Consider the following 18,201-nt stretch of genomic DNA (forward strand, 5'->3'; position numbering starts at 1 on the left):
GTCCCCGTCCCGGTACGGCGCCGCGCGCGGACGTGCGGGGAAGTGCCGGGAGTGCCGGATTGGTACGGCAGACTTGGGGTGCGAAGAACGAGGCGAAGGATGGGTATGCCGATCACACCTGCCACCGCGACGCACAGCTCGTCGAACGGCACCGCAGAGGCGATTTTGCTGGAACTGGTCGACGAGAAAGGTGTGACGATCGGTACGGCGGAGAAGCTCGCCGCCCACCAGCCGCCGGGCCGGCTGCACCGCGCGTTCTCGGTCTTCCTCTTCGACGAGCAGGGCCGGCTGCTGCTCCAGCAGCGGGCGCTCGGCAAGTACCACTCCCCCGGTGTATGGTCCAACACCTGCTGCGGCCACCCCTACCCCGGCGAGGCGCCGTTCGCGGCGGCGGCCCGGCGGACGTACGAGGAGCTGGGTGTGTCCCCCTCGCTGCTCGCCGAGGCGGGCACGGTCCGCTACAACCACCCGGACCCGGCCTCGGGCCTGGTCGAGCAGGAGTTCAACCATCTGTTCGTCGGCCTCGTGCAGGCGCCGCTCGCGCCGGACGAGGAGGAGGTCGCCCAAGCGGCCTTCGTGACGGCGGCCGAGCTGGCGGAGCGGCATGCCCGTGACCCGTTCTCGGCCTGGTTCATGACCGTACTGGACGCCGCCCGCCCGGCGATCAGGGAGCTGACCGGCCCCTCCGCGGGCTGGTGAGCGGTTCTACGACGTGACGCGGCTCATCGCGTGGGCTTGAGCGGCAGGGCGGCCCAGATCACCTTGCCGCCGCTCGCGGTGTGCTCCACGTCGACCGCGCCGCCCGCCTCCTGGGCCACCTCACGGACCAGCAGCAGGCCCCGGCCGCCGGTCTGGCCGTGGTCGGCCTCCAGAGCGGTCGGCCGGTAGGGATGGTTGTCCTCCACGGACACCCGCACCCACTCGGCTCCGACGGCGACCTCCACGGCCAGCATCGGCGACAGCAGCGCCGCGTGCCGGACCGCGTTGGTGACCAGTTCGGAGACGATCAGCAGCAGGCCGTAGGCCAGGTCGTCGGAGACCGGTACGCCCTGACGCAGCAGCAGGTCCCGGACGGCGTGCCGGGCCTGCGGGACCGAGGCGTCCACCGCGGCGGCGGTGAACCGCCAGACGCCCTCGTACGGAAGTGGATCAGGCGGCCGCTCGGCGCCTCCCGCTGGGCGCAGATCGTCTCCGCGCCCGTGGTTGTCCATCGTCCGGTCGCCACCCTCGCGCTCGATTGTCACCACACGTCGAGTGTTGGTAACGATGCGCTCCGGTCCGCATGTCTGAACACAAGTCAGCGAGTATCGAGCGCTTCGTGACCGAGTGCGTATGACACGGTCACGTGTAGGACTGTTTCCTGTCCCCCGGACGCCGGTTCGCGAACTATTCGGGTTGTACGGGTTTGGGCCCGCCCTCCCCCGAGACGAGCCCGACGACACGGCGCCCGCCGTAGCCGGTGGCCACGAGGCCGAGGCCGTCGAAGAGCAGGGCGAGGGAGAAGAAGGCGCCGATGACGTACTGGCTGCTGCTCGGCCAGTGGCCGAGGACCAGGATCCCGAGCAGCAGGTCGAAGGCGCCGAGGAGCAGCGTCCAGCCGAACTGGGGGCCGCGCACGACGATACTGCCGACCAGCCGGAACAGGCCCGCGGAGAGGAACAGCAGGGCGGCGAACATGGTGAGGGCGGCGGCCGCCGCGTGGGGCAGCCGGATGACGACGACACCGGCCGCGATGTTCAGGGCGGCGACCACGACGCCCAGCCAGAAGAAGCTGGTGCCGCGGGCCTGGATCGCGTGCAGCAGGCCGACGACCCCGCCGATCAGCAGCAGCCAGCCGAACAGCAGCATCGACGTCAGCGTGGCGACCCCGGTGTAGACGAGTCCGACGAGCCCGGCGAGGACGAGGACCACACCGAGCCCCGCGAGCCAGCCGAAGCCGCGGCGTACTGACCTCGCCTTGTCCTTCCGCTTGCCGGCTCTGGCCATCACAGCCTCCCTCGCGGCCCCCTTTTACTGAGCTTCTTCCTATTTTTCCCTCAGGGTGGGGTTCGGTAACGCCGGTGCGGGCGCATACCATCCCGGCCATGGAGCCCCAGCTGTCGCACCGCGTCGAAGGCGCTGTCGCCACCGTCGTCATCAGTCACCCGGCCAAGCGCAACGCCATGACCGCCGCGATGTGGCGGGCGCTGCCGCCGCTCCTGGACGCGTTCGCGTGCGACCCCGAGGTGCGGGCGGTGGTGCTGACCGGGGAGGGCGGGACCTTCTGCGCGGGTGCGGACATCAGCACGCTCCAGGGGTCGCCGGAGGAGGCGAAGGGGCTCGCGGTGGCGGCCGAGGAGGCGCTGGCCGCGTTTCCCAAGCCGACCGTCGCCGCGGTGCGCGGGCACTGTGTGGGCGGTGGGGTGCAGCTCGCCGCGGCCTGTGATCTGCGACTGGCCGAGGAGGGCGCGCTGTTCGGGGTGACGCCGGCGCGGCTCGGCATCGTCTACCCCGCGTCCTCGACCCGCCGGCTGATGTCGCTGGTGGGCCCGTCCGCCGCCAAGTACCTGCTGTTCACGGCCGCGTTGATCGACTCCGGGCGGGCGCTGCGCACCGGGCTCGTGGACGAGGTGCTGCCGGACGGCGGACTGGACGAGCGGATCGCGGAGTTGACCGGCGTCCTGGTCTCCCGCTCACAGCTCACCCAGGCCGCCGCGAAGGAGTTCACGGGCGGCCGGACGGACCGGGACGCCCACTGGGCGGAGCAGGCCCGCGACAACCCCGACACCGCGGAAGGGGTCGCCGCGTTCCTGGAGCGCCGGCGGCCCTGCTTCACCTGGAGCGTGGCCGCGCCGCAGCGGGTGGCTACGTCCGGCTGAACCGGCTGCCCGCCCGGAACTCCTCGACCAGGTGCGCGGGCGCCTTGTCCGGGGAACCGGCGTCGTAGGGCGGCTGGGGGTCGTACTCGGTCAACAGCTGGACGGCCTGGGCGTGTTCGTCGCCCGCGATCCGGCCGGTCAGGGCGAGCGCCATGTCGATGCCGGAGGAGACCCCGGCGGCGGTGACGTACTTGCCGTCGGTCACGACCCGCTCCCCCGTCGGTTCGGCGCCGTACCGCTTCAACACGTCGAGGGCGATCCAGTGGCTGGTCGCACGCCGGCCGCGCAGCAGACCCGCGGCGGCGAGCAGCAGCGAGCCCGTGCAGACCGAGGTGGTCCAGGTGCTCGTCGCGTCGGCCGCGCGCAGCCAGTCCAGCAGGACCGGGTTCTCCAGCTGGTCCGTCGTACCGGGGCCGCCGGGGACCACCAGGAGGTCGGGGCTCGGCATCTCGTCGAGGGCCCGGTCGGCGGTGAGGGCGAGGAAGCCGGTGTCGGCGCGCACGGGGCCGGGCCGCTCGGCGACGAAGGTGAGCCGTGCGTCCGGCAGCCGGCTGAGGATCTCGTAGGGCCCCACGACGTCCAGGGCGGTGAAGCGGTCGTAGACGACCAGGGCGATCTGCATGCGGGTCTCCTCGGGGAGGCGTTCAGTGGGCGGAGGCCGGGTGGAAGCGTCTGCGGTATTCCGCGGGGGCTGCGCCGAGCGCGCGGAGGAAGGCGCGGCGCATGGCCTCGGGCGTGCCGTAGCCGCTGGCGCGGGAGACCTCCTCGATGCCGTCGGCGGTGTCCTCCAGCAGGCGGCGGGCGTGTTCGAGCCGGACCCGGTCGACGTAGCGGCCGGGGGTCACACCGGTCTCCTCGCGGAAGGCGCGCGCGAAGTGGCGCGGTGACAGCCGGGCCCGGTCGGCGAGCGATTCGACGGTCAGATCGCCGGCCGGGTGCTCGGCGATCCACCGCTGGACCTCCCGCAGGGGCGCGCGCTGCGCGGTCTGCGCCGCCAGCTGGGCGCTGAACTGCGCCTGGTTGCCGGGCCGGCGCAGGAAGACCACCAGATGCCGGGCGACGTCGAGCGCGACGTCCCGGTCCAGGTCCTCCTCGACCAGCGCGAGAGCCAGGTCGATGCCGGAGGTCACCCCGGCCGAGGTGGCGACGTCTCCGTCACGGACGTAGATGGGCTCGGGTTCCACGGTGACGGCCGGGTGGTCCCGGGCGAGCTTGTCGCAGTAGGCCCAGTGCGTCGTCGCCCGGCGGCCGTCGAGCAGCCCGGCCGCGGCGAGCAGGGCCGCTCCGGTGCACACGGAGAGCAGCCGCCGGGCCCGCGGGCCGTGGGCACGCAGCCACTCGATCAGCCGCGGGTCGGGGGCCCGGGTGCCCTGGCCGCCGGGGACCAGCAGGGTGTGCGGGTCGGGTGCCGCGGGGAGCGCCTCGTCGGGTACGAGGGTCAGTCCGCTGGAGGTGCGGACCGGTCCGCCGTCCAGGGAGGCCGTGTGGATCCGGTACGTCCCGGGCGTGTGGTTCTCGGCGCCGGCGAACACCTCGAGCGGGCCGGTGACGTCGAGGCTCTGGACGCCGTCGAAGAGGACGAAGAGGAGCGTGCGCTGCGGCATGCCTCGATTCTTCGCCGCCCGGGTCATGGCTGCAATGACAACTTTCCCACCTTTTCTGCCACGACCCGATCGGCGGACGGGTCCTGCGTGCGCAACGACGGCCCGCCGGTGGGCCGCCCTGATCACCGGTTGTCGGTGTCACCTGCCACAATTGCCGCGCAACCTCAGTGGAGAAGGCGGTACGGGATCGTGACGACACCCGGGTCCATCGAAGTAGGGTCCATCGAAGGCAGGATCGCCGAGGAGCTCGGCGTACGGGAGCGGCAGGTGAAGGCCGCGGTGGAGCTGCTCGACGGCGGTTCGACGGTGCCCTTCATCGCCCGCTACCGCAAGGAAGCGACCGAGATGCTCGACGACGCGCAGCTGCGCACGCTCGAGGAGCGGCTGCGCTATCTGCGGGAGCTGGAGGAGCGGCGGGCCGCGATCCTGGAGTCGGTGCGGGAGCAGGGCAAGCTCACCGACGAGCTGGAGGCCCGCATCCGCGGCGCCGAGACCAAGGCGCGGCTGGAGGACATCTACCTCCCGTACAAGCCCAAGCGGCGCACCAAGGCGCAGATCGCGCGCGAGGCGGGTCTGGAGCCGCTGGCCGATGGCCTGCTGGGCGACCCGACGGTGGAGCCGCTGGCGGCCGCCGCCGCGTTCGTGAACGCGGACAAGGGCGTCGCCGACCCGCAGGCCGCCCTCGACGGCGCACGCGCGATCCTCGCCGAGCGCTTCTCCGAGGACGCCGACCTGATCGGCGAGCTGCGCGAGCGCATGTGGGGGCGAGGCCGGCTGGCCGCCAAGGTGCGGGACGGCAAGGAGGAGGCGGGCGCCAAGTTCGCCGACTACTTCGACTTCACCGAGCCGTTCACCGAGCTGCCCTCGCACCGCATCCTGGCGATGCTGCGCGGCGAGAAGGAGGAGGTCCTCGACCTCGTCCTGGAGCCGGAGGAGGCAACCGAGGGTCCCTCCTCCTACGAGGGGATCGTCGCCTCGAAGTTCGGGATCGGCGACCGGGGCCGCCCCGGCGACAAGTGGCTGACCGACACGGTCCGCTGGGCCTGGCGCACCCGCATCCTGGTCCACCTCGGCATCGACCTGCGCCTCAGGCTGCGGACGGCAGCCGAGGACGAGGCGGTGAACGTCTTCGCGGCGAACCTGCGCGACCTGCTGCTGGCCGCCCCGGCCGGCACGCGTGCGACGCTGGGCCTGGACCCGGGCTTCCGTACGGGCGTGAAGGTCGCCGTGGTCGACGCGACCGGCAAGGTCGTCGCCACGGACGTGATCTACCCGCACGTCCCGGCCAACAAGTGGGACGAGGCCCTGGCCAAACTGGCCCGGCTCGCCCAGGAGCACGCGGTCGACCTGGTCGCCATCGGCAACGGCACGGCGTCCCGCGAGACCGACAAGCTCGCCGGTGAACTCATCACCAAGCACCCGGAGTTGAAGCTCACCAAGGTGATGGTGTCCGAGGCGGGCGCGTCCGTGTACTCGGCCTCGCCGTACGCCTCGCGGGAGCTGCCCGACATGGACGTGTCGCTGCGCGGCGCGGTCTCGATCGCCCGGCGCCTGCAGGATCCGCTGGCAGAGCTGGTGAAGATCGACCCGAAGTCGATCGGCGTCGGCCAGTACCAGCACGACCTGTCCGAGGTGAAGCTGTCCCGCTCGCTGGACGCGGTGGTCGAGGACTGTGTGAACGGCGTCGGGGTGGACGTCAACACCGCGTCCGTGCCGCTGCTTTCCCGGGTGTCCGGCATCTCCTCCGGCCTCGCCGAGAACATCGTGGCGCACCGGGACACCAACGGCCCCTTCACCTCGCGTGCGGAGCTGAAGAAGGTGGCGCGCCTCGGCCCGAAGGCGTACGAGCAGTGCGCGGGCTTCCTGCGCATCCGGGGTGGCGCCGACCCGCTGGACGCCTCCAGCGTGCACCCGGAGGCGTATCCGGTAGTGCGCCGCATGGTGAAGACCAGCGGCCAGGAGGTGGCCTCCCTCGTCGGCAACACGGGGGCGCTGCGCTCGCTGCGGCCCGCCGACTTCGTGGACGACACCTTCGGTCTGCCGACGGTCACCGACATCCTCAAGGAGCTGGAGAAGCCCGGCCGCGACCCGCGTCCCGCCTTCAAGACGGCCACCTTCAAGGAGGGCGTGGAGAAGATCTCCGACCTGTCCGCCGGGATGGTGCTGGAGGGCGTGGTGACCAACGTGGCGGCTTTCGGCGCGTTCGTCGACATCGGCGTCCACCAGGACGGCCTGGTGCACGTCTCGGCGATGTCGAAGACGTTCGTCAAGGACCCGCGCGACGTCGTGAAGCCCGGGGACATCGTCAAGGTGAAGGTCCTGGACGTGGACATCCCGCGCAAGCGCGTCGCGCTGACCCTGCGCCTGGACGACGAGGCGGCACCGCAGGGCCAGGGCGGCCCCCGGCAGCAGCGCGGCGGCGGCCGGCCGCCCCAGCAGCGGCAGGGCGGGCAGGGCCAGGGTCAGGGCGGCCAGGGTCAGGGTGGCCAGCGGCAGGGCCGTGGCGGCGGCGACCGGGGCGGACGGCAGGCGCCGGCCCCGGCCAACAGCGCGATGGCCGACGCCTTGCGCCGCGCGGGTCTGCTGGACCCGAAGAAGCGCTGACCGGGCGGGGCCGGGGCCAGGGCGGCCCCGGCCTCCTGCCGTACGGTGACCGTGTCCCGACGACACGCGTCACGACCTGGGACGTCGGCACCGGTCACGGGGGGGCGGGCGACGAAGGAGCCGCGGACCGCTTCTCCTGAGGTCCGTCAGGCGGCCGTCGCGCGCTCTGACGAAGTCCGCCGGGCTAGCGCTCGGTCATCTTGCCGTCGGCCACCTCCAGCCGGCGGGTCACCCGGACCGCGTCCAGCATGCGGCGGTCGTGCGTGACCAGGAGCAGGGTGCCCTCGTAGGCGTCGAGGGCCGACTCCAGCTGTTCGATGGCGGGCAGGTCGAGGTGGTTCGTCGGCTCGTCCAGGACCAGCAGATTCACTCCCCGGCCCTGGAGCAGCGCGAGGGCGGCGCGGGTGCGCTCGCCCGGGGAGAGGGTCGCGGCCGGGCGCAGCACATGGTCGGACTTCAGGCCGAACTTGGCGAGCAGCGTGCGCACCTCGACCGGCTCGGTGTCCGGTACGGCCGCGCAGAAGGCGTCGAGCAGCGCCTCGGGACCGTGGAACAGCGCTCTGGCCTGGTCGACCTCGCCGACCAGGACGCCGGAGCCGAGGGCGGCGTGGCCCGAGTCGAGCGGGACACGGCCGAGCAGCGCGCCGAGCAGGGTGGACTTGCCGGCGCCGTTGGCCCCGGTGATCGCGACCCGGTCCGCCCAGTCGATCTGCAGGGACACCGGGCCGAAGGTGAAGTCACCGCGCCGGACCTCGGCGTCCCGCAGGGTCGCCACGACCGCACCGGAGCGTGGGGCTGAGGCGATCTCCATGCGCAGCTCCCACTCCTTGCGCGGCTCCTCGACCGTCTCCAGGCGCTCGATCATGCGCTGGGTCTGCCGGGCCTTGGCGGCCTGCTTCTCGCTGGCCTCGCTGCGGAACTTGCGGCCGATCTTGTCGTTGTCGTTGCCGGCCTTGCGCCGGGCGTTCTTCACGCCCTTGTCCATCCATGCCCGCTGCGTCTGGGCCCGGTCCTGGAGGGCGGCCTTCTTGTCGGCGTACTCCTCGTAGTCGTCACGGGCGTGCCGACGGGCCACCTCGCGTTCCTCCAGATAGGCCTCGTAGCCGCCGCCGAAGAGGTTGATCTGCCCCTGGGCGAGGTCGAGCTCGAGGACCTTGGTGACCGTGCGGGTCAGGAACTCGCGGTCGTGGCTGACGACGACCGTGCCCGCGCGCAGGCCGGTGACGAAGCGCTCCAGGCGTTCCAGGCCGTCGAGGTCGAGGTCGTTGGTGGGCTCGTCCAGCAGGAAGACGTCGTAGCGGGACAGGAGGAGCGAGGCGAGGCCGGCGCGGGCCGCCTGTCCGCCCGAGAGGGAGGTCATCGGCAGATCCAGGTCGACGGCCAGGCCGAGGGAGTCGGCGACCTCCTCCGCGCGCTCCTCCAGGTCGGCGCCGCCCAGGTCGAGCCAGCGCTCCAGGCTCACCGCGTAGGCGTCGTCGGCGCCGGGTGCGCCGTCGACCAGGGCCTGGGTGGCCTCGTCCATCACCCGCTGCGCCTCGGCGACGCCGGTGCGGCGGGCCAGGAACTCCCGGACGGTCTCCCCCTGCCTGCGCTCCGGCTCCTGCGGGAGGTGGCCGACGGTCGCGGCGGGCGGGGACAGCCGCAGCTCGCCCTGCTCGGGCGGGGTGAGCCCGGCGAGCAGTTTCAGCAGGGTGGACTTGCCCGCGCCGTTGGCACCGACCAGTCCGATCACATCGCCGGGCGCGACGACGAGGTCCAGCCCGGAGAAGAGGGAGCGGTCGCCGTGCCCGGCGGCGAGGTTCTTGGCGACGAGGGTGGCAGTCATCAGGATGCCGATCCTAATGGGCCCGGCGCCCTGCTCTCAGCTCCGTTTCCCGCCGCTCACCGGCGCCGCGAGCACACCTCCCGCCGTCCGGGCGACGACGTACGCCTCCCCCTTGACCGCCCGCGGATCCAGGGCGAGGCGGTGCCGGCCGGGTTCCAGGACGCCGTCGTACACCTCCTGGGCGCGGATGCGGTGGAACCGGCCGAGGCGGTACGCGGTGATCCGCACCCGGCACCGCGCGCTCACGTCCACGTCCGCGGCGCATCCGGCGGCGGTCAGCCCGGTCAGCAGCCGCCGGGCGAGCGGGCCGCGGTCCAGGGCGTGCTCGATCTGGGCGACGAGCAGCGGCACGATCGGGGCGAGCCCGTCCACCGCCGCGACTTCGATCCCGGCGTGCTCGAAGGCCCGTAGTACGGCGGCCCGTTCGGCCTCGCCGACCGCGCGGCCGAAGGCGACCGCGCCGTAGTCGCTCAGTTCCCCGGCGGAAACGGCCCGGGCGTCCTGGGTGATGTCGGCGCCGATGCCGATGGTGCGCAGCGCGGCGGCCAGCCGGGCGAGGACGGCGACGCGGGCGCCGATCAGCAGCACGCGGCGGCGGGGCGGACCCTCGCTCAGGGCGGTCAGGGCGGCGCGGTACTCGGGGCCGTGGAAGCGGAACGGCCCTATGCCGTGGTAGCCGTTGAGTTCCAGGTCTGCGTGCTCGTCCGTCTGCCAGGCGAAGTCCCGCCAGACGTAGTCCTCGCCGTCGCGCTCGATGACGGCGGTGACCGCGCCGCATCCCAGGTCCTCGCACTCGGGGCAGCCGTAGATGACGAACCGGCCGTCCGGGAGCGGCGGTTCGGCCTCCAGGAGCAGCGCGCGTACCTGCTCGGTGAAGATGGTGGGCGGGATGTCCGAGGCGAGCGGGGAGACGGCATCGAGGTCGGAGAGCTGGAACAGCAGCGGACGTCCGTCCACGACGAAGTCCACGAAGTCGCGGTGGACCTGGTAGCCCCCGTCGGCGAGGACCGCGCCGACGCGGGTCGCCGGTGCCAGGCCGAAGGTCGCGTATGCGGCAGACATGCTGTGAGTATCCCCACACCGGCACGGGTGTGAGCGCAGCATGACATATTCGTCCGGGCAGGGCCTATGGTCCGGTCGTGGACAGCGAGCCGAACGACGAAGTGATCGTGGTCGGAGGCGGGATCGTCGGGCTGACGACGGCCGTGCTGCTGGCCGAGTCCGGGCGGCGGGTGCGGGTGTGGGCGCGGGAGCCCGCCGAGCGTACGACCTCGGCGGTCGCCGGCGGCCTGTGGTGGCCGTACCGCATCGAACCCGAGCCGCTGGTCGGTGCGTGGGCGCTGGAGTCCCTCGCCGTGTACGAGGAGCAGGCGCGGCGGCCGGAGGAGACGGGCGTACGCCTGGTCGACGGCGTACACCGAGGGACCCGGCTGGACGAGCTGGGCGACTGGGTGGCCCGGGTGCCGGGACTGCGTCAGACGGCCGACGGACTGACGGCGCGCCTGCCGGTGATCGACATGCCGGTGCATCTGGCGTGGCTGCGCGAGCGGTTGGCGAAAGCGGGCAGCGCGGTGGAGCTCCGCGAGGTGACCGACCTGGCCGCCGTCCCCGCCGGGGTCGTCGTCAACTGCACCGGCCTGGGTGCCCGTTCGCTGGCACGGGACCCTGCGGTGCGCCCGGTGCGCGGGCAGCTGGTCGTCGTGGAGAACCCCGGGATCACGACGTGGCTCACCTCTGTCGACCACTCCTCGGCCGCCTCCACGTACTTCATCCCACAGCCGGGCGGGCTGCTCCTGGGCGGTACGGCGGAGGAGGACGACTGGTCCCTGCAACCCGACCCGGCCACCGCCACAGCGATCGTCGCCCGCTGCGCGGAGATCCGCCCGGAGATCGCCGGGTCCCGGATCCTGACCCACCGCGTGGGCCTGCGCCCGGCCCGGAACTCGGTACGACTGGAACGCCGCCCCCTACCGGACGGCCGTGTCCTGGTCCACAGCTACGGCCACGGCGGGGCCGGGGTGACGGTGGCGTGGGGATGCGCACGGGAGGCAGCGGGGTTGGCCTTCCCGAGTGCCTGACCAGCGCCGGGGCCGTGCGGGCGGCTCGGTGGAAGGGAAGGGCGGGGCGCGTTGCCGGGCGGCTGGGGACCGGGGACCAGGAACTGAGGACCAGGAACTGGGGACCGGGGACCGGGGACCGGGGGCCGGGGACCGGCAGGGCAGCGGCGGGCGCGGACGGCTCGGCTGACGGGCGGGACGCGATCTCGGGCGACTCGGGTGCCGGCCCTGCGGCAGCCGGTTCCGGGCGGGCGAAGGCGGGCGAGGTCCGACAAAACGGGTGAGTGGTGCACTCGTTCGCCCGGGCGTTCGCGTCGTGCTGGTGGGGCCGCAGAGGCAGTCGGCCCGGCGTGGGGCCCTGCTCGCCTCGTGGCCGTGCGTCGCGGCGGAGCAGTGCGTGGGAGCGGACCGCGCTTCGGCCGACGGGCTTCTCCGCTTGGGCCACGTTCCTTGGGCGGGCACCCCTGCTCGCGGTCGTCGTTGTGGCAGGCGGCCGGGAACCGTGCTCCCGGCCGCCTGCGTTGTCAGTTCGCGGGAATGTGCTGGAGGGCGGCCGGGGTACGGACACCGGCCAGGGGGCCGGGCGTGGGCCGTGTGACCGCACCGCCCGACGTGGCACGGGCGAAGGCCGCCGCGCCGCCCACCAGCGGGAGCCGGGCCGTCGTGCCGGACAGGTCGACGGTCAGCGTGGGCTTGGTGGACGGCGGGTCGATGAGGTCCTTGTCCGTGCCGGCGATGATCAGGGCCAGCCGGTGTCCCTTGGGCACGACGTGGTCGGTGGCCGCGAGGTCGAGGGTCATCGTGTACGCCTTGCCCGGGGTGAGCGCAACGCCCTTGCCGAGCGAGGCGTAGTGGCCGAGATCGGCCCAGCCCCGGCTGAACACGGTGTAGTCGACCTTGACGGTCTTGGCCTTGGTCTCCTTGAAGCAGGCGCTGTCCCCGGCCGTGCTCTCGCCCCAGCAGGTGCGGTTGGTGAGGGTGGTGATGCCCTCGTTGCTGTCGGCGTAGTCGCGGATGGTGTCCGGGCCGAGGTCGACCAGGACGGCGGACAGGTGCGCCGAGGTGGTGGTCGAGGTCGCGGTCACCGTCACCTCGGACGAGCCGGACAGCCGCAGGTCATGGGTGAGCGGCGCGGTGAGGAAGCCGTCCTTGTCGGGGGTGGGCGTGGTGAGGTGCGCGGCCCAGTCGGTCTCGCTCAGCTTCGGGTCGTCGGTGAAGGTGGCGGTGCCGGTGGCCGGGCGCAGCCCGAGCGTGCCGACGCCGGCCGTGGTGCCGGAGGCCGGGTGCACGGTGGTGGGGCTGGTGGTCTGCGGGGGCCAGGTCCGGGAGGTCACCCACTGGTCGGGATGGCGTTCGATGTCGGCCATCGGCTCCCGGTCGATCCCGTTGTCGTAGCCGAGGAGTTCGTGGTCGAACCAGCGGTGCAGCGTGTCGACCCAGGCGCCGCGCCGGTAGTCGAAGGGGTCGACGTGCCCGGTCTGGGAGAGCCAGATCTTGCGCTCGACGCCGTGCGCGGCCAGGGCGTCCCACCACTGGCCGAAGTGCTTGGTGCGGACGTTGAGGTCCTGCATCCCGTGCACCAGGAACACGCTCGCGCGCACCTTGGCCGCGTCCTTGACATAGTCCCGCTCGGTCCACAGCGACGTCCAGTCGCCGCTGCGCGGGCTGCCGTCGACCAGCTTCTTCTGTACGGCCGCGCAGTGGGCCTTGGCCGCGTCGCTCTCGACGACACCGGCCAGGTCGGCGGGGCCGCCGTCGTAGAGCGGGGCGCCCTGCGCGAAGTAGTAGTCGTACCAGGAGGAGATGCCGCTGATCGGGACGATGGTCTTCAGGCCCTTGACGCCGGTGGCGGCGACGCCGTTGGCGATCGTGGCGTCCCAGCTCTTGCCGATCATGCCCGTCTTGCCGTTGGTCCAGTTCGCCTTGACGGTCTTCGTCCCGGTGCGGCTGGTGTACGCCCTGGCGCGGCCGTTGAGCCAGTCGACGACCGCCTTCGCGGACTGGACGTCGGAGCGGCCGCCGACGTCGACGCAGCCGTCGGAGCGGTCGGTACCGGCGAGGTCGACGCCGACGAAGGCATAGCCGCGGGGCACGAAGTAGTTGTCGTAGAACAGCGGCATCTGGACGACGTGCCCCTGCGCGTCGTACGTCTTGACCTGGTTCTCGTTGCCGCGCCCGCAACAGGAGAAGTAGGGGCTCGCGTCCATGATGACGGGCACCTTGCGGCCCTGCCGGGCGGGTTCTGCGGGCCGGACGATGTCGGCGGCGACCCGGTCGGTCCTGCCGTCACCGTCTCCGTCCAGACCTGTGTCCACCCATACGGATTCGCGGATGGCGTGGGCGTAGGAGTAGACGGGCCGGCTCTCGCGGGTGGTCCCGCTCCCGTGGCCGGCGGCCTGTGCGGCGGCCGGGGTGAGGAAGGCGGCCGTGAGGATGACGGCGACCGCTGTCGCGAGCCGTCTCCAGATCGTGAAGCGCGTGCGTATCGGCATGCGCGGACGGTACATCGGTCAACTCCCCGGCAGAAGAGGGCTTCACGGCGTCGGGGTGACGCCTGGCGGCTGAATGGCGATCGTGTGACAGCAGGGGCTGTGGACAAGCCAGGGGTCACAGGGAATGAATAGGCTCCGGAAAGATCCACCAAACAGATCCACCGAACAGATCCACCGAACGGACTTGCACTCCTGACGACTTGGAGCTGACGTGCACCGCAGAATCATCGCGCCGGGCGCACTCGCGGCGGCCTCCCTCCTGCTGGCGATCCCGGCATCGGCCGCGAGCTACACCCCCGGCGCGCCGGGCATCGGCGACCCCTACTACCCGTACTACGGCAACGGCGGCTACGACGTCTCGCACTACGACCTGCGGCTGAAGTACCAGCCGAAGACGGACGAGTTGCAGGGCACGGCCACGATCCTGGCCAAGACCACGCAGGATCTGTCCAGCTTCGACCTGGACTTTCTCCTGGACGTCAGCGAGGTGCGGGTCAACGGCGCCAAGGCCGCCTTCGCGCACTCCCAGCAGCACGAACTGGTGATCACGCCGAAGACGCCGCTGGCCAAGGGCACGCCGATCACGGTCACCGTCCGCTACAGCGGGGTCCCGTCGACGAAGACCGCCTACGGCTTCAACACCTGGCACCGCACGCCCGACGGCGCGGTGGCCGCGGACGAGCCCGAGGCCGCCTGGTGGTGGTTCCCGAGCAACGACCACCCGAGCGACAAGGCCACCTACGACGTGTCGGTGGCCGTGCCGGACGGCACCCAGGCCATCTCCAACGGCACGCTCCAGGCGACCAGTTCGCAGCTCGGCTGGACCCGCTACAGCTGGCGGCAGAACAAGCCGCAGGCGACCTATCTGGCCACGCTCGCCATCGGCAAGTTCGACATCACCACCAGCACCTCCGACGGCGGGGTGCCCGTCATCAACGCCTACAGCAAGGACCTCGGCGACAACGACGGGGCCGCGCGGGCGAGCGTGGAGCGCACCGGGGAGCTGGTCGACTGGCTGAGCGGCTACTTCGGGCCGTATCCGTTCAGCTCGGCCGGCGGTTATGTGCCGAACACCACGACCGGATACGCGCTGGAGACCCAGACCCGCGTCTACTACAGCCCGAAGCAGTTCGCGAAGGGCGCCAACGCCTCGGTGGTCGTGCACGAGCTGGCCCACCAGTGGTACGGCGACGACGTGTCGCTGAAGGACTGGAAGGACATCTGGATCAACGAGGGCTTCGCGACGTACGCGCAGTGGCTGTGGTCCGAGCACGAGGGCGAGGGCACCGCGCAGCAACTCGCCGACTACGTGTACGCCTCGCACCCGGCCGACGACCCGTTCTGGACGGTCAAGCCCGGTGACCCGGGCGCGGACAAGCAGTTCGACGACGCCGTCTACGACCGGGGAGCGGCCGCGATCCAGGCGCTGCGCAACGAGGTCGGCGACCACGCGTTCTTCGCCATCCTGAAGGGCTGGCCGAAGGAGCACGCGTACGGCAACGCCTCGGTGGCCGACTTCCAGCGGTACGCCGAGCAGGTGTCCGGCAAGCCCCTCGCCGCGCTGTTCCACACCTGGCTGTTCCAGCCGTCGAAGCCGGCCCTGTCCGCGGCCCGCGCCGTGTCCCTGGCCGAGGCGGGCGCGACGGTGGCCCAGCCGAGGTCGTGGAAGAAGATCGAGGCGGCGCACGGCGGCCACGGGCGCTGACCCGGGCCCGCGTCAGGGTCTCGGCCCGGCCGCCCGCTTCAGCAGCTGGTCCCGGTCTATCGCGTCCGCGCGGGAGGCCGGGACCGTGCAGGCGTGGGCCCCCGCGATCGCGCCGTAGCGCGCACAGGTCGCGGGCGGCTCGCCAGCGAGACGGCCGTAGAGGAACGCGGCGGCGAAGGCGTCGCCCGCGCCGTTGGAGTCGACCACCGGCGCGGGCGGGGTCTCGGCGGGCACGCGGGTCAGCTCGCCGTCGGCCAGCAGATACGCGCCCTCGGCGCCGGCGGTGGCGACCACGGTCCGGGCCCGGCCCCGCTCGGCGATGCGCCGCAGGGTCCGCCCGGGATCGGTCAGGGCGGCGGCCGACAGGAAGACGAGGTCCGCGGCGAGCGCGAACGGCTCGTGGTAGGGATTCTCGCCGTCCCAGTCGTGCAGATCCGTGGAGAAGGGGACGCCGGTCGCGGCCAGCACCGGCAGGGCCTCGGCGCAGGGCTGGGTGATGGTCACGTGGACATGCCGGCTGCCTGCGGCGAGCGCGCGCAGCGTGTCCTCCGGGAAGCGGTCGCCGGGGCGGGCGCGGGTCGTGTCGTACAGGGACAGCCGGCGGCCGTCGGGGCCGACGAGGTTGACCGCGCGCCTGGTCCCGGCGGGCTGCGGGAGCGCGGTGAGCGCGATGCCGTGCTCGCGGTGCAGGGCGCGCACGAGGTCGCCCTCGGAGTCGTCGCCGAGCAGGTCGAGGTGGTGGGCGCGCAGGCCGAGGGCGGCGAGACCGACCGCGACGAAGTCGCCGGTCTGCCCGGCCCGGGTGCGGATCCCGGTGTCGATCATGTAGCTGTCGGCGTACGGCAGGGGCAGTTCGGGGACGTGGATGATCGTGTCCACGCCGGCCCCTCCCAGCACCAGGACGTCCGTCGCACCCGTCCCTGTCCCACCCGCCCGTGAGGTCATCCCCCACCCTCCCCGCGGTCGTAGACCGTCACAACGATCCCCCGCTTCACCAGGCGCTCGGCGATGAGCGGCTCCACGCGGGACCACTTCCCGCCCGCGAGGCCGCAGCCTATGCGGGGCAAGTGCACGGACGCGCCCCGCTCGATCACTTCGCCGGCGAGGCGGGTGAGCGCGGTGTCGATCGCCTCGTAGCGGACGGGGACCCCCTTGCTGCCCGTCCTGATCCCGCGCTGGCCGATCATGTTGGCCACCCACACATACGGCTCGACCCGCACCAGCTGGACGGCGCCCAGCCCGAAGTCGTTGTGCGCGCGGTCGCGGTGCCAGGCGCGGTACGCCTTCTCCGGCTCCGGCCAGCGCCGCGAGAGCGCCAGGACGAAGCCCTTCCCCCAGCCGCCGATGTCGTTGCAGACGTGGGCGATCACCTTCGCGCCCTTGACCGACGGAACGGTGGCGTCACCTCGGATGTATGTGATCCCCGACATGACGCCACCGTAGGCGATGCCACTGACAGTGGCTCTGAGCTGCTACTTCGTCAGCTGCGCCGGCTCCTCGCCGGTGTTCTTGGACCCCCAGCGGCGCAGGCCGAACCAGCCGGCGACCAGCATCACGGCGATCACCGGGATGAGGAGCAGGGTCTTGCGGCCGACCTCGGCGTCGTTCCACATCATGCCGAGGCAGACCAGCAGGAAGACGATCGTGGCGATCTCCGTGAACGGGCTGAACTTCAGCTGGAAGTGCGGCCGGGTCACCAGGCCCGCGCGGGCGCGGCGGACGAAGATCATGTGGCAGAGCATGATGATCACCCAGGTGCTGATGATGCCGAGGGAGGCGACGTTCAGCACGATCTCGAAGGCCTGGCTGGGCACCAGGTAGTTCAGGCCGACGCCGAGCACGCAGACCGCGCAGGTCAGCAGGATGCCGCCGTAGGGCACCTGGCTGCGGCTCATCACGCGCGTGAACTTCGGCGCGGAGCCGGACATGGCCATGGAGCGCAGGATGCGGCCGGTGGAGTACAGGCCGGAGTTCAGCGAGGACATGGCGGCGGTCAGCACGACGAGGTTCATCACGTCGCCGGCCGCCGGGATGCCGATCTTGGACAGGACCGTCACGAACGGGCTCTGGTCGGCCGAGTACACCGAGCCGGGCAGCAGCAGGGCGAGCAGGATGACCGAGCCGACGTAGAACAGTCCGACGCGCCACATGATCGAGTTCACCGCGCGCGGGACGATCTTCTCCGGCTCGGCGGTCTCGCCGGCGGCCACACCGACCAGCTCCAGGGCGGCGTAGGCGAAGATCACACCCTGCATGACCAGGACGACCGGCATCAGTCCGTGCGGGAAGACGCCGCCGTGGTCGGTGATGACGCTCAGGCCCGGCTTGGTGCCGTCGACGTCGTGCTGGGTCGCCAGCAGGAAGATGCCGATCAGCATGAAGCTCACCAGGGTGGCGACCTTGATGATCGCGAACCAGAACTCCATCTCGCCGAAGATCTTCACCGAGATCAGGTTCACGGCGAGGACCACCGCGAGGGCGATCAGCGCCAGGACCCACTGCGGGATCGAGGTGAACATGCTCCAGTAGTGCGTGTAGAGCGCGATCGCGGTGATGTCGGCGATACCGGTGGTCGACCAGTTCAGGAAGTACATCCAGCCGGCGACGTAGGCGCCCTTCTCGCCGAGGAACTCGCGCGCGTACGACACGAAGGAGCCGGAGGACGGGCGGTACAGGACCAGCTCGCCCAGGGCGCGCACGACGAAGAACGCGAAGACGCCGCAGACCAGGTAGGCCAGCGCGAGGGCGGGGCCCGCGTTGTGCAGACGGCCACCGGCGCCGAGGAAGAGGCCGGTGCCGATGGCACCGCCGATGGCGATCATGTTGACGTGGCGGGCCTTGAGGTCCTTGCTGTAACCGGCGTCGCCCGCGTCGGCGGGCGTCTGGGTCACTTGGGGGCGGGAGGCGGCCTGTGCCGATTCCACGACGTCCTTGCTCACGGGGGTCGTACCACTTCCTGATTGCCCGGGCCTCGTGGGCCCGGGGGTCGTGCAGGGCCGGCCCGGCCGCCACCCTGTCGAGTCGCGGCACAGACCAGATCAGCAGCTTCCCAGAAA

General features: G+C 72.0%; 15 protein-coding genes. 5 read left to right on the top strand and 10 right to left on the bottom strand.

Going from position 1 to position 18,201, the window contains the following annotated elements:
* The first annotated feature begins 105 nt into the window (after nt 1-105).
* Nucleotides 106-699, top strand: coding sequence for an isopentenyl-diphosphate Delta-isomerase (gene idi, locus ADK64_RS26020; protein WP_053662499.1), 594 nt, complete (start codon nt 106-108; stop codon nt 697-699).
* A gap of 23 nt (nt 700-722) precedes the next feature.
* Here idi and ADK64_RS26025 read toward each other — a convergent pair whose 3' ends face one another.
* Together ADK64_RS26025 and ADK64_RS26030 are read right to left on the bottom strand one after the other, a co-directional pair.
* A complete protein-coding gene (locus ADK64_RS26025) occupies nt 723-1,211 on the bottom strand; it encodes an ATP-binding protein (protein ID WP_053662808.1) in 489 nt (162 codons plus the stop codon).
* Nucleotides 1,212-1,386: 175 nt separating this feature from the next.
* Nucleotides 1,387-1,986, bottom strand: a complete 600-nt coding sequence (locus ADK64_RS26030; RefSeq protein ID WP_053662501.1) for an HdeD family acid-resistance protein — start codon at nt 1,984-1,986, stop codon at nt 1,387-1,389.
* Between the two features lie 98 nt (nt 1,987-2,084).
* Between ADK64_RS26030 and ADK64_RS26035 the strand changes: the two genes are divergently transcribed.
* Nucleotides 2,085-2,858 carry an enoyl-CoA hydratase/isomerase family protein gene (locus ADK64_RS26035; protein WP_053662503.1) on the top strand — a complete coding sequence of 258 codons (774 nt, stop codon included), beginning with the start codon at nt 2,085-2,087 and terminating at the stop codon, nt 2,856-2,858.
* Here ADK64_RS26035 and ADK64_RS26040 read toward each other — a convergent pair.
* Together ADK64_RS26040 and ADK64_RS26045 are read right to left on the bottom strand one after the other, a co-directional pair.
* Entirely contained in the window at nt 2,845-3,480 is a 636-nt protein-coding gene (locus tag ADK64_RS26040; RefSeq protein WP_053662505.1) for a DJ-1/PfpI family protein, read from the bottom strand. The genes ADK64_RS26035 and ADK64_RS26040 overlap by 14 nt on opposite strands.
* Nucleotides 3,481-3,502: 22 nt before the next feature.
* Nucleotides 3,503-4,462, bottom strand: coding sequence for a GlxA family transcriptional regulator (locus tag ADK64_RS26045; RefSeq protein WP_053662507.1), 960 nt, complete (start codon nt 4,460-4,462; stop codon nt 3,503-3,505).
* Between the two features lie 189 nt (nt 4,463-4,651).
* Here ADK64_RS26045 and ADK64_RS26050 point away from each other — a divergent pair, with 189 nt between their 5' ends.
* On the top strand, nt 4,652-7,066 hold the full coding sequence (locus ADK64_RS26050) for a Tex family protein (protein ID WP_053662509.1): 2,415 nt from the start codon (nt 4,652-4,654) through the stop codon (nt 7,064-7,066).
* A gap of 184 nt (nt 7,067-7,250) precedes the next feature.
* Here the strand turns inward: ADK64_RS26050 and ADK64_RS26055 are convergent, their stop codons facing one another.
* Together ADK64_RS26055 and ADK64_RS26060 are read right to left on the bottom strand one after the other, a co-directional pair.
* The gene (locus tag ADK64_RS26055; protein ID WP_053662517.1) at nt 7,251-8,891 is read right to left on the bottom strand and encodes an ABC-F family ATP-binding cassette domain-containing protein; all 1,641 of its coding nucleotides are present in this window, start codon (nt 8,889-8,891) and stop codon (nt 7,251-7,253) included.
* 36 nt (nt 8,892-8,927) lie between these two features.
* Nucleotides 8,928-9,953 (bottom strand): hypothetical protein, encoded by a 1,026-nt coding sequence (locus tag ADK64_RS26060; RefSeq protein WP_053662519.1) that lies wholly within the window; start codon nt 9,951-9,953, stop codon nt 8,928-8,930.
* Nucleotides 9,954-10,054: 101 nt separating this feature from the next.
* Between ADK64_RS26060 and ADK64_RS26065 the strand changes: the two genes are divergently transcribed.
* Nucleotides 10,055-10,969, top strand: coding sequence for an FAD-dependent oxidoreductase (locus ADK64_RS26065; protein WP_053662810.1), 915 nt, complete (start codon nt 10,055-10,057; stop codon nt 10,967-10,969).
* A 503-nt stretch (nt 10,970-11,472) separates the two neighbouring features.
* Here the strand turns inward: ADK64_RS26065 and ADK64_RS26070 are convergent.
* Entirely contained in the window at nt 11,473-13,440 is a 1,968-nt protein-coding gene (locus ADK64_RS26070) for a Xaa-Pro dipeptidyl-peptidase (RefSeq protein ID WP_053662813.1), read from the bottom strand.
* A 211-nt stretch (nt 13,441-13,651) separates the two neighbouring features.
* Between ADK64_RS26070 and ADK64_RS26075 the strand changes: the two genes are divergently transcribed.
* Nucleotides 13,652-15,145: a M1 family metallopeptidase gene (locus tag ADK64_RS26075; RefSeq protein WP_053662521.1), complete on the top strand. Its 1,494-nt coding sequence runs from the start codon at nt 13,652-13,654 to the stop codon at nt 15,143-15,145.
* Between the two features lie 12 nt (nt 15,146-15,157).
* Here ADK64_RS26075 and ADK64_RS26080 read toward each other — a convergent pair whose 3' ends face one another.
* The 3 genes from ADK64_RS26080 to ADK64_RS26090 are packed head-to-tail and all read right to left on the bottom strand — an operon-like array spanning nt 15,158 to nt 18,084.
* Nucleotides 15,158-16,090: an adenosine kinase gene (locus ADK64_RS26080; protein ID WP_053662525.1), complete on the bottom strand. Its 933-nt coding sequence runs from the start codon at nt 16,088-16,090 to the stop codon at nt 15,158-15,160.
* Nucleotides 16,087-16,575: a macro domain-containing protein gene (locus tag ADK64_RS26085; protein ID WP_053662527.1), complete on the bottom strand. Its 489-nt coding sequence runs from the start codon at nt 16,573-16,575 to the stop codon at nt 16,087-16,089. The genes ADK64_RS26080 and ADK64_RS26085 overlap by 4 nt, the downstream gene beginning before the upstream one ends.
* Before the next feature lie 42 nt (nt 16,576-16,617).
* Nucleotides 16,618-18,084, bottom strand: coding sequence for an amino acid permease (locus tag ADK64_RS26090; RefSeq protein WP_053662529.1), 1,467 nt, complete (start codon nt 18,082-18,084; stop codon nt 16,618-16,620).
* Nucleotides 18,085-18,201 lie beyond the last annotated feature (117 nt).

Source organism: Streptomyces sp. MMG1121, from assembly GCF_001280015.1.
Classification (GTDB): Bacteria; Actinomycetota; Actinomycetes; order Streptomycetales; family Streptomycetaceae; genus Streptomyces.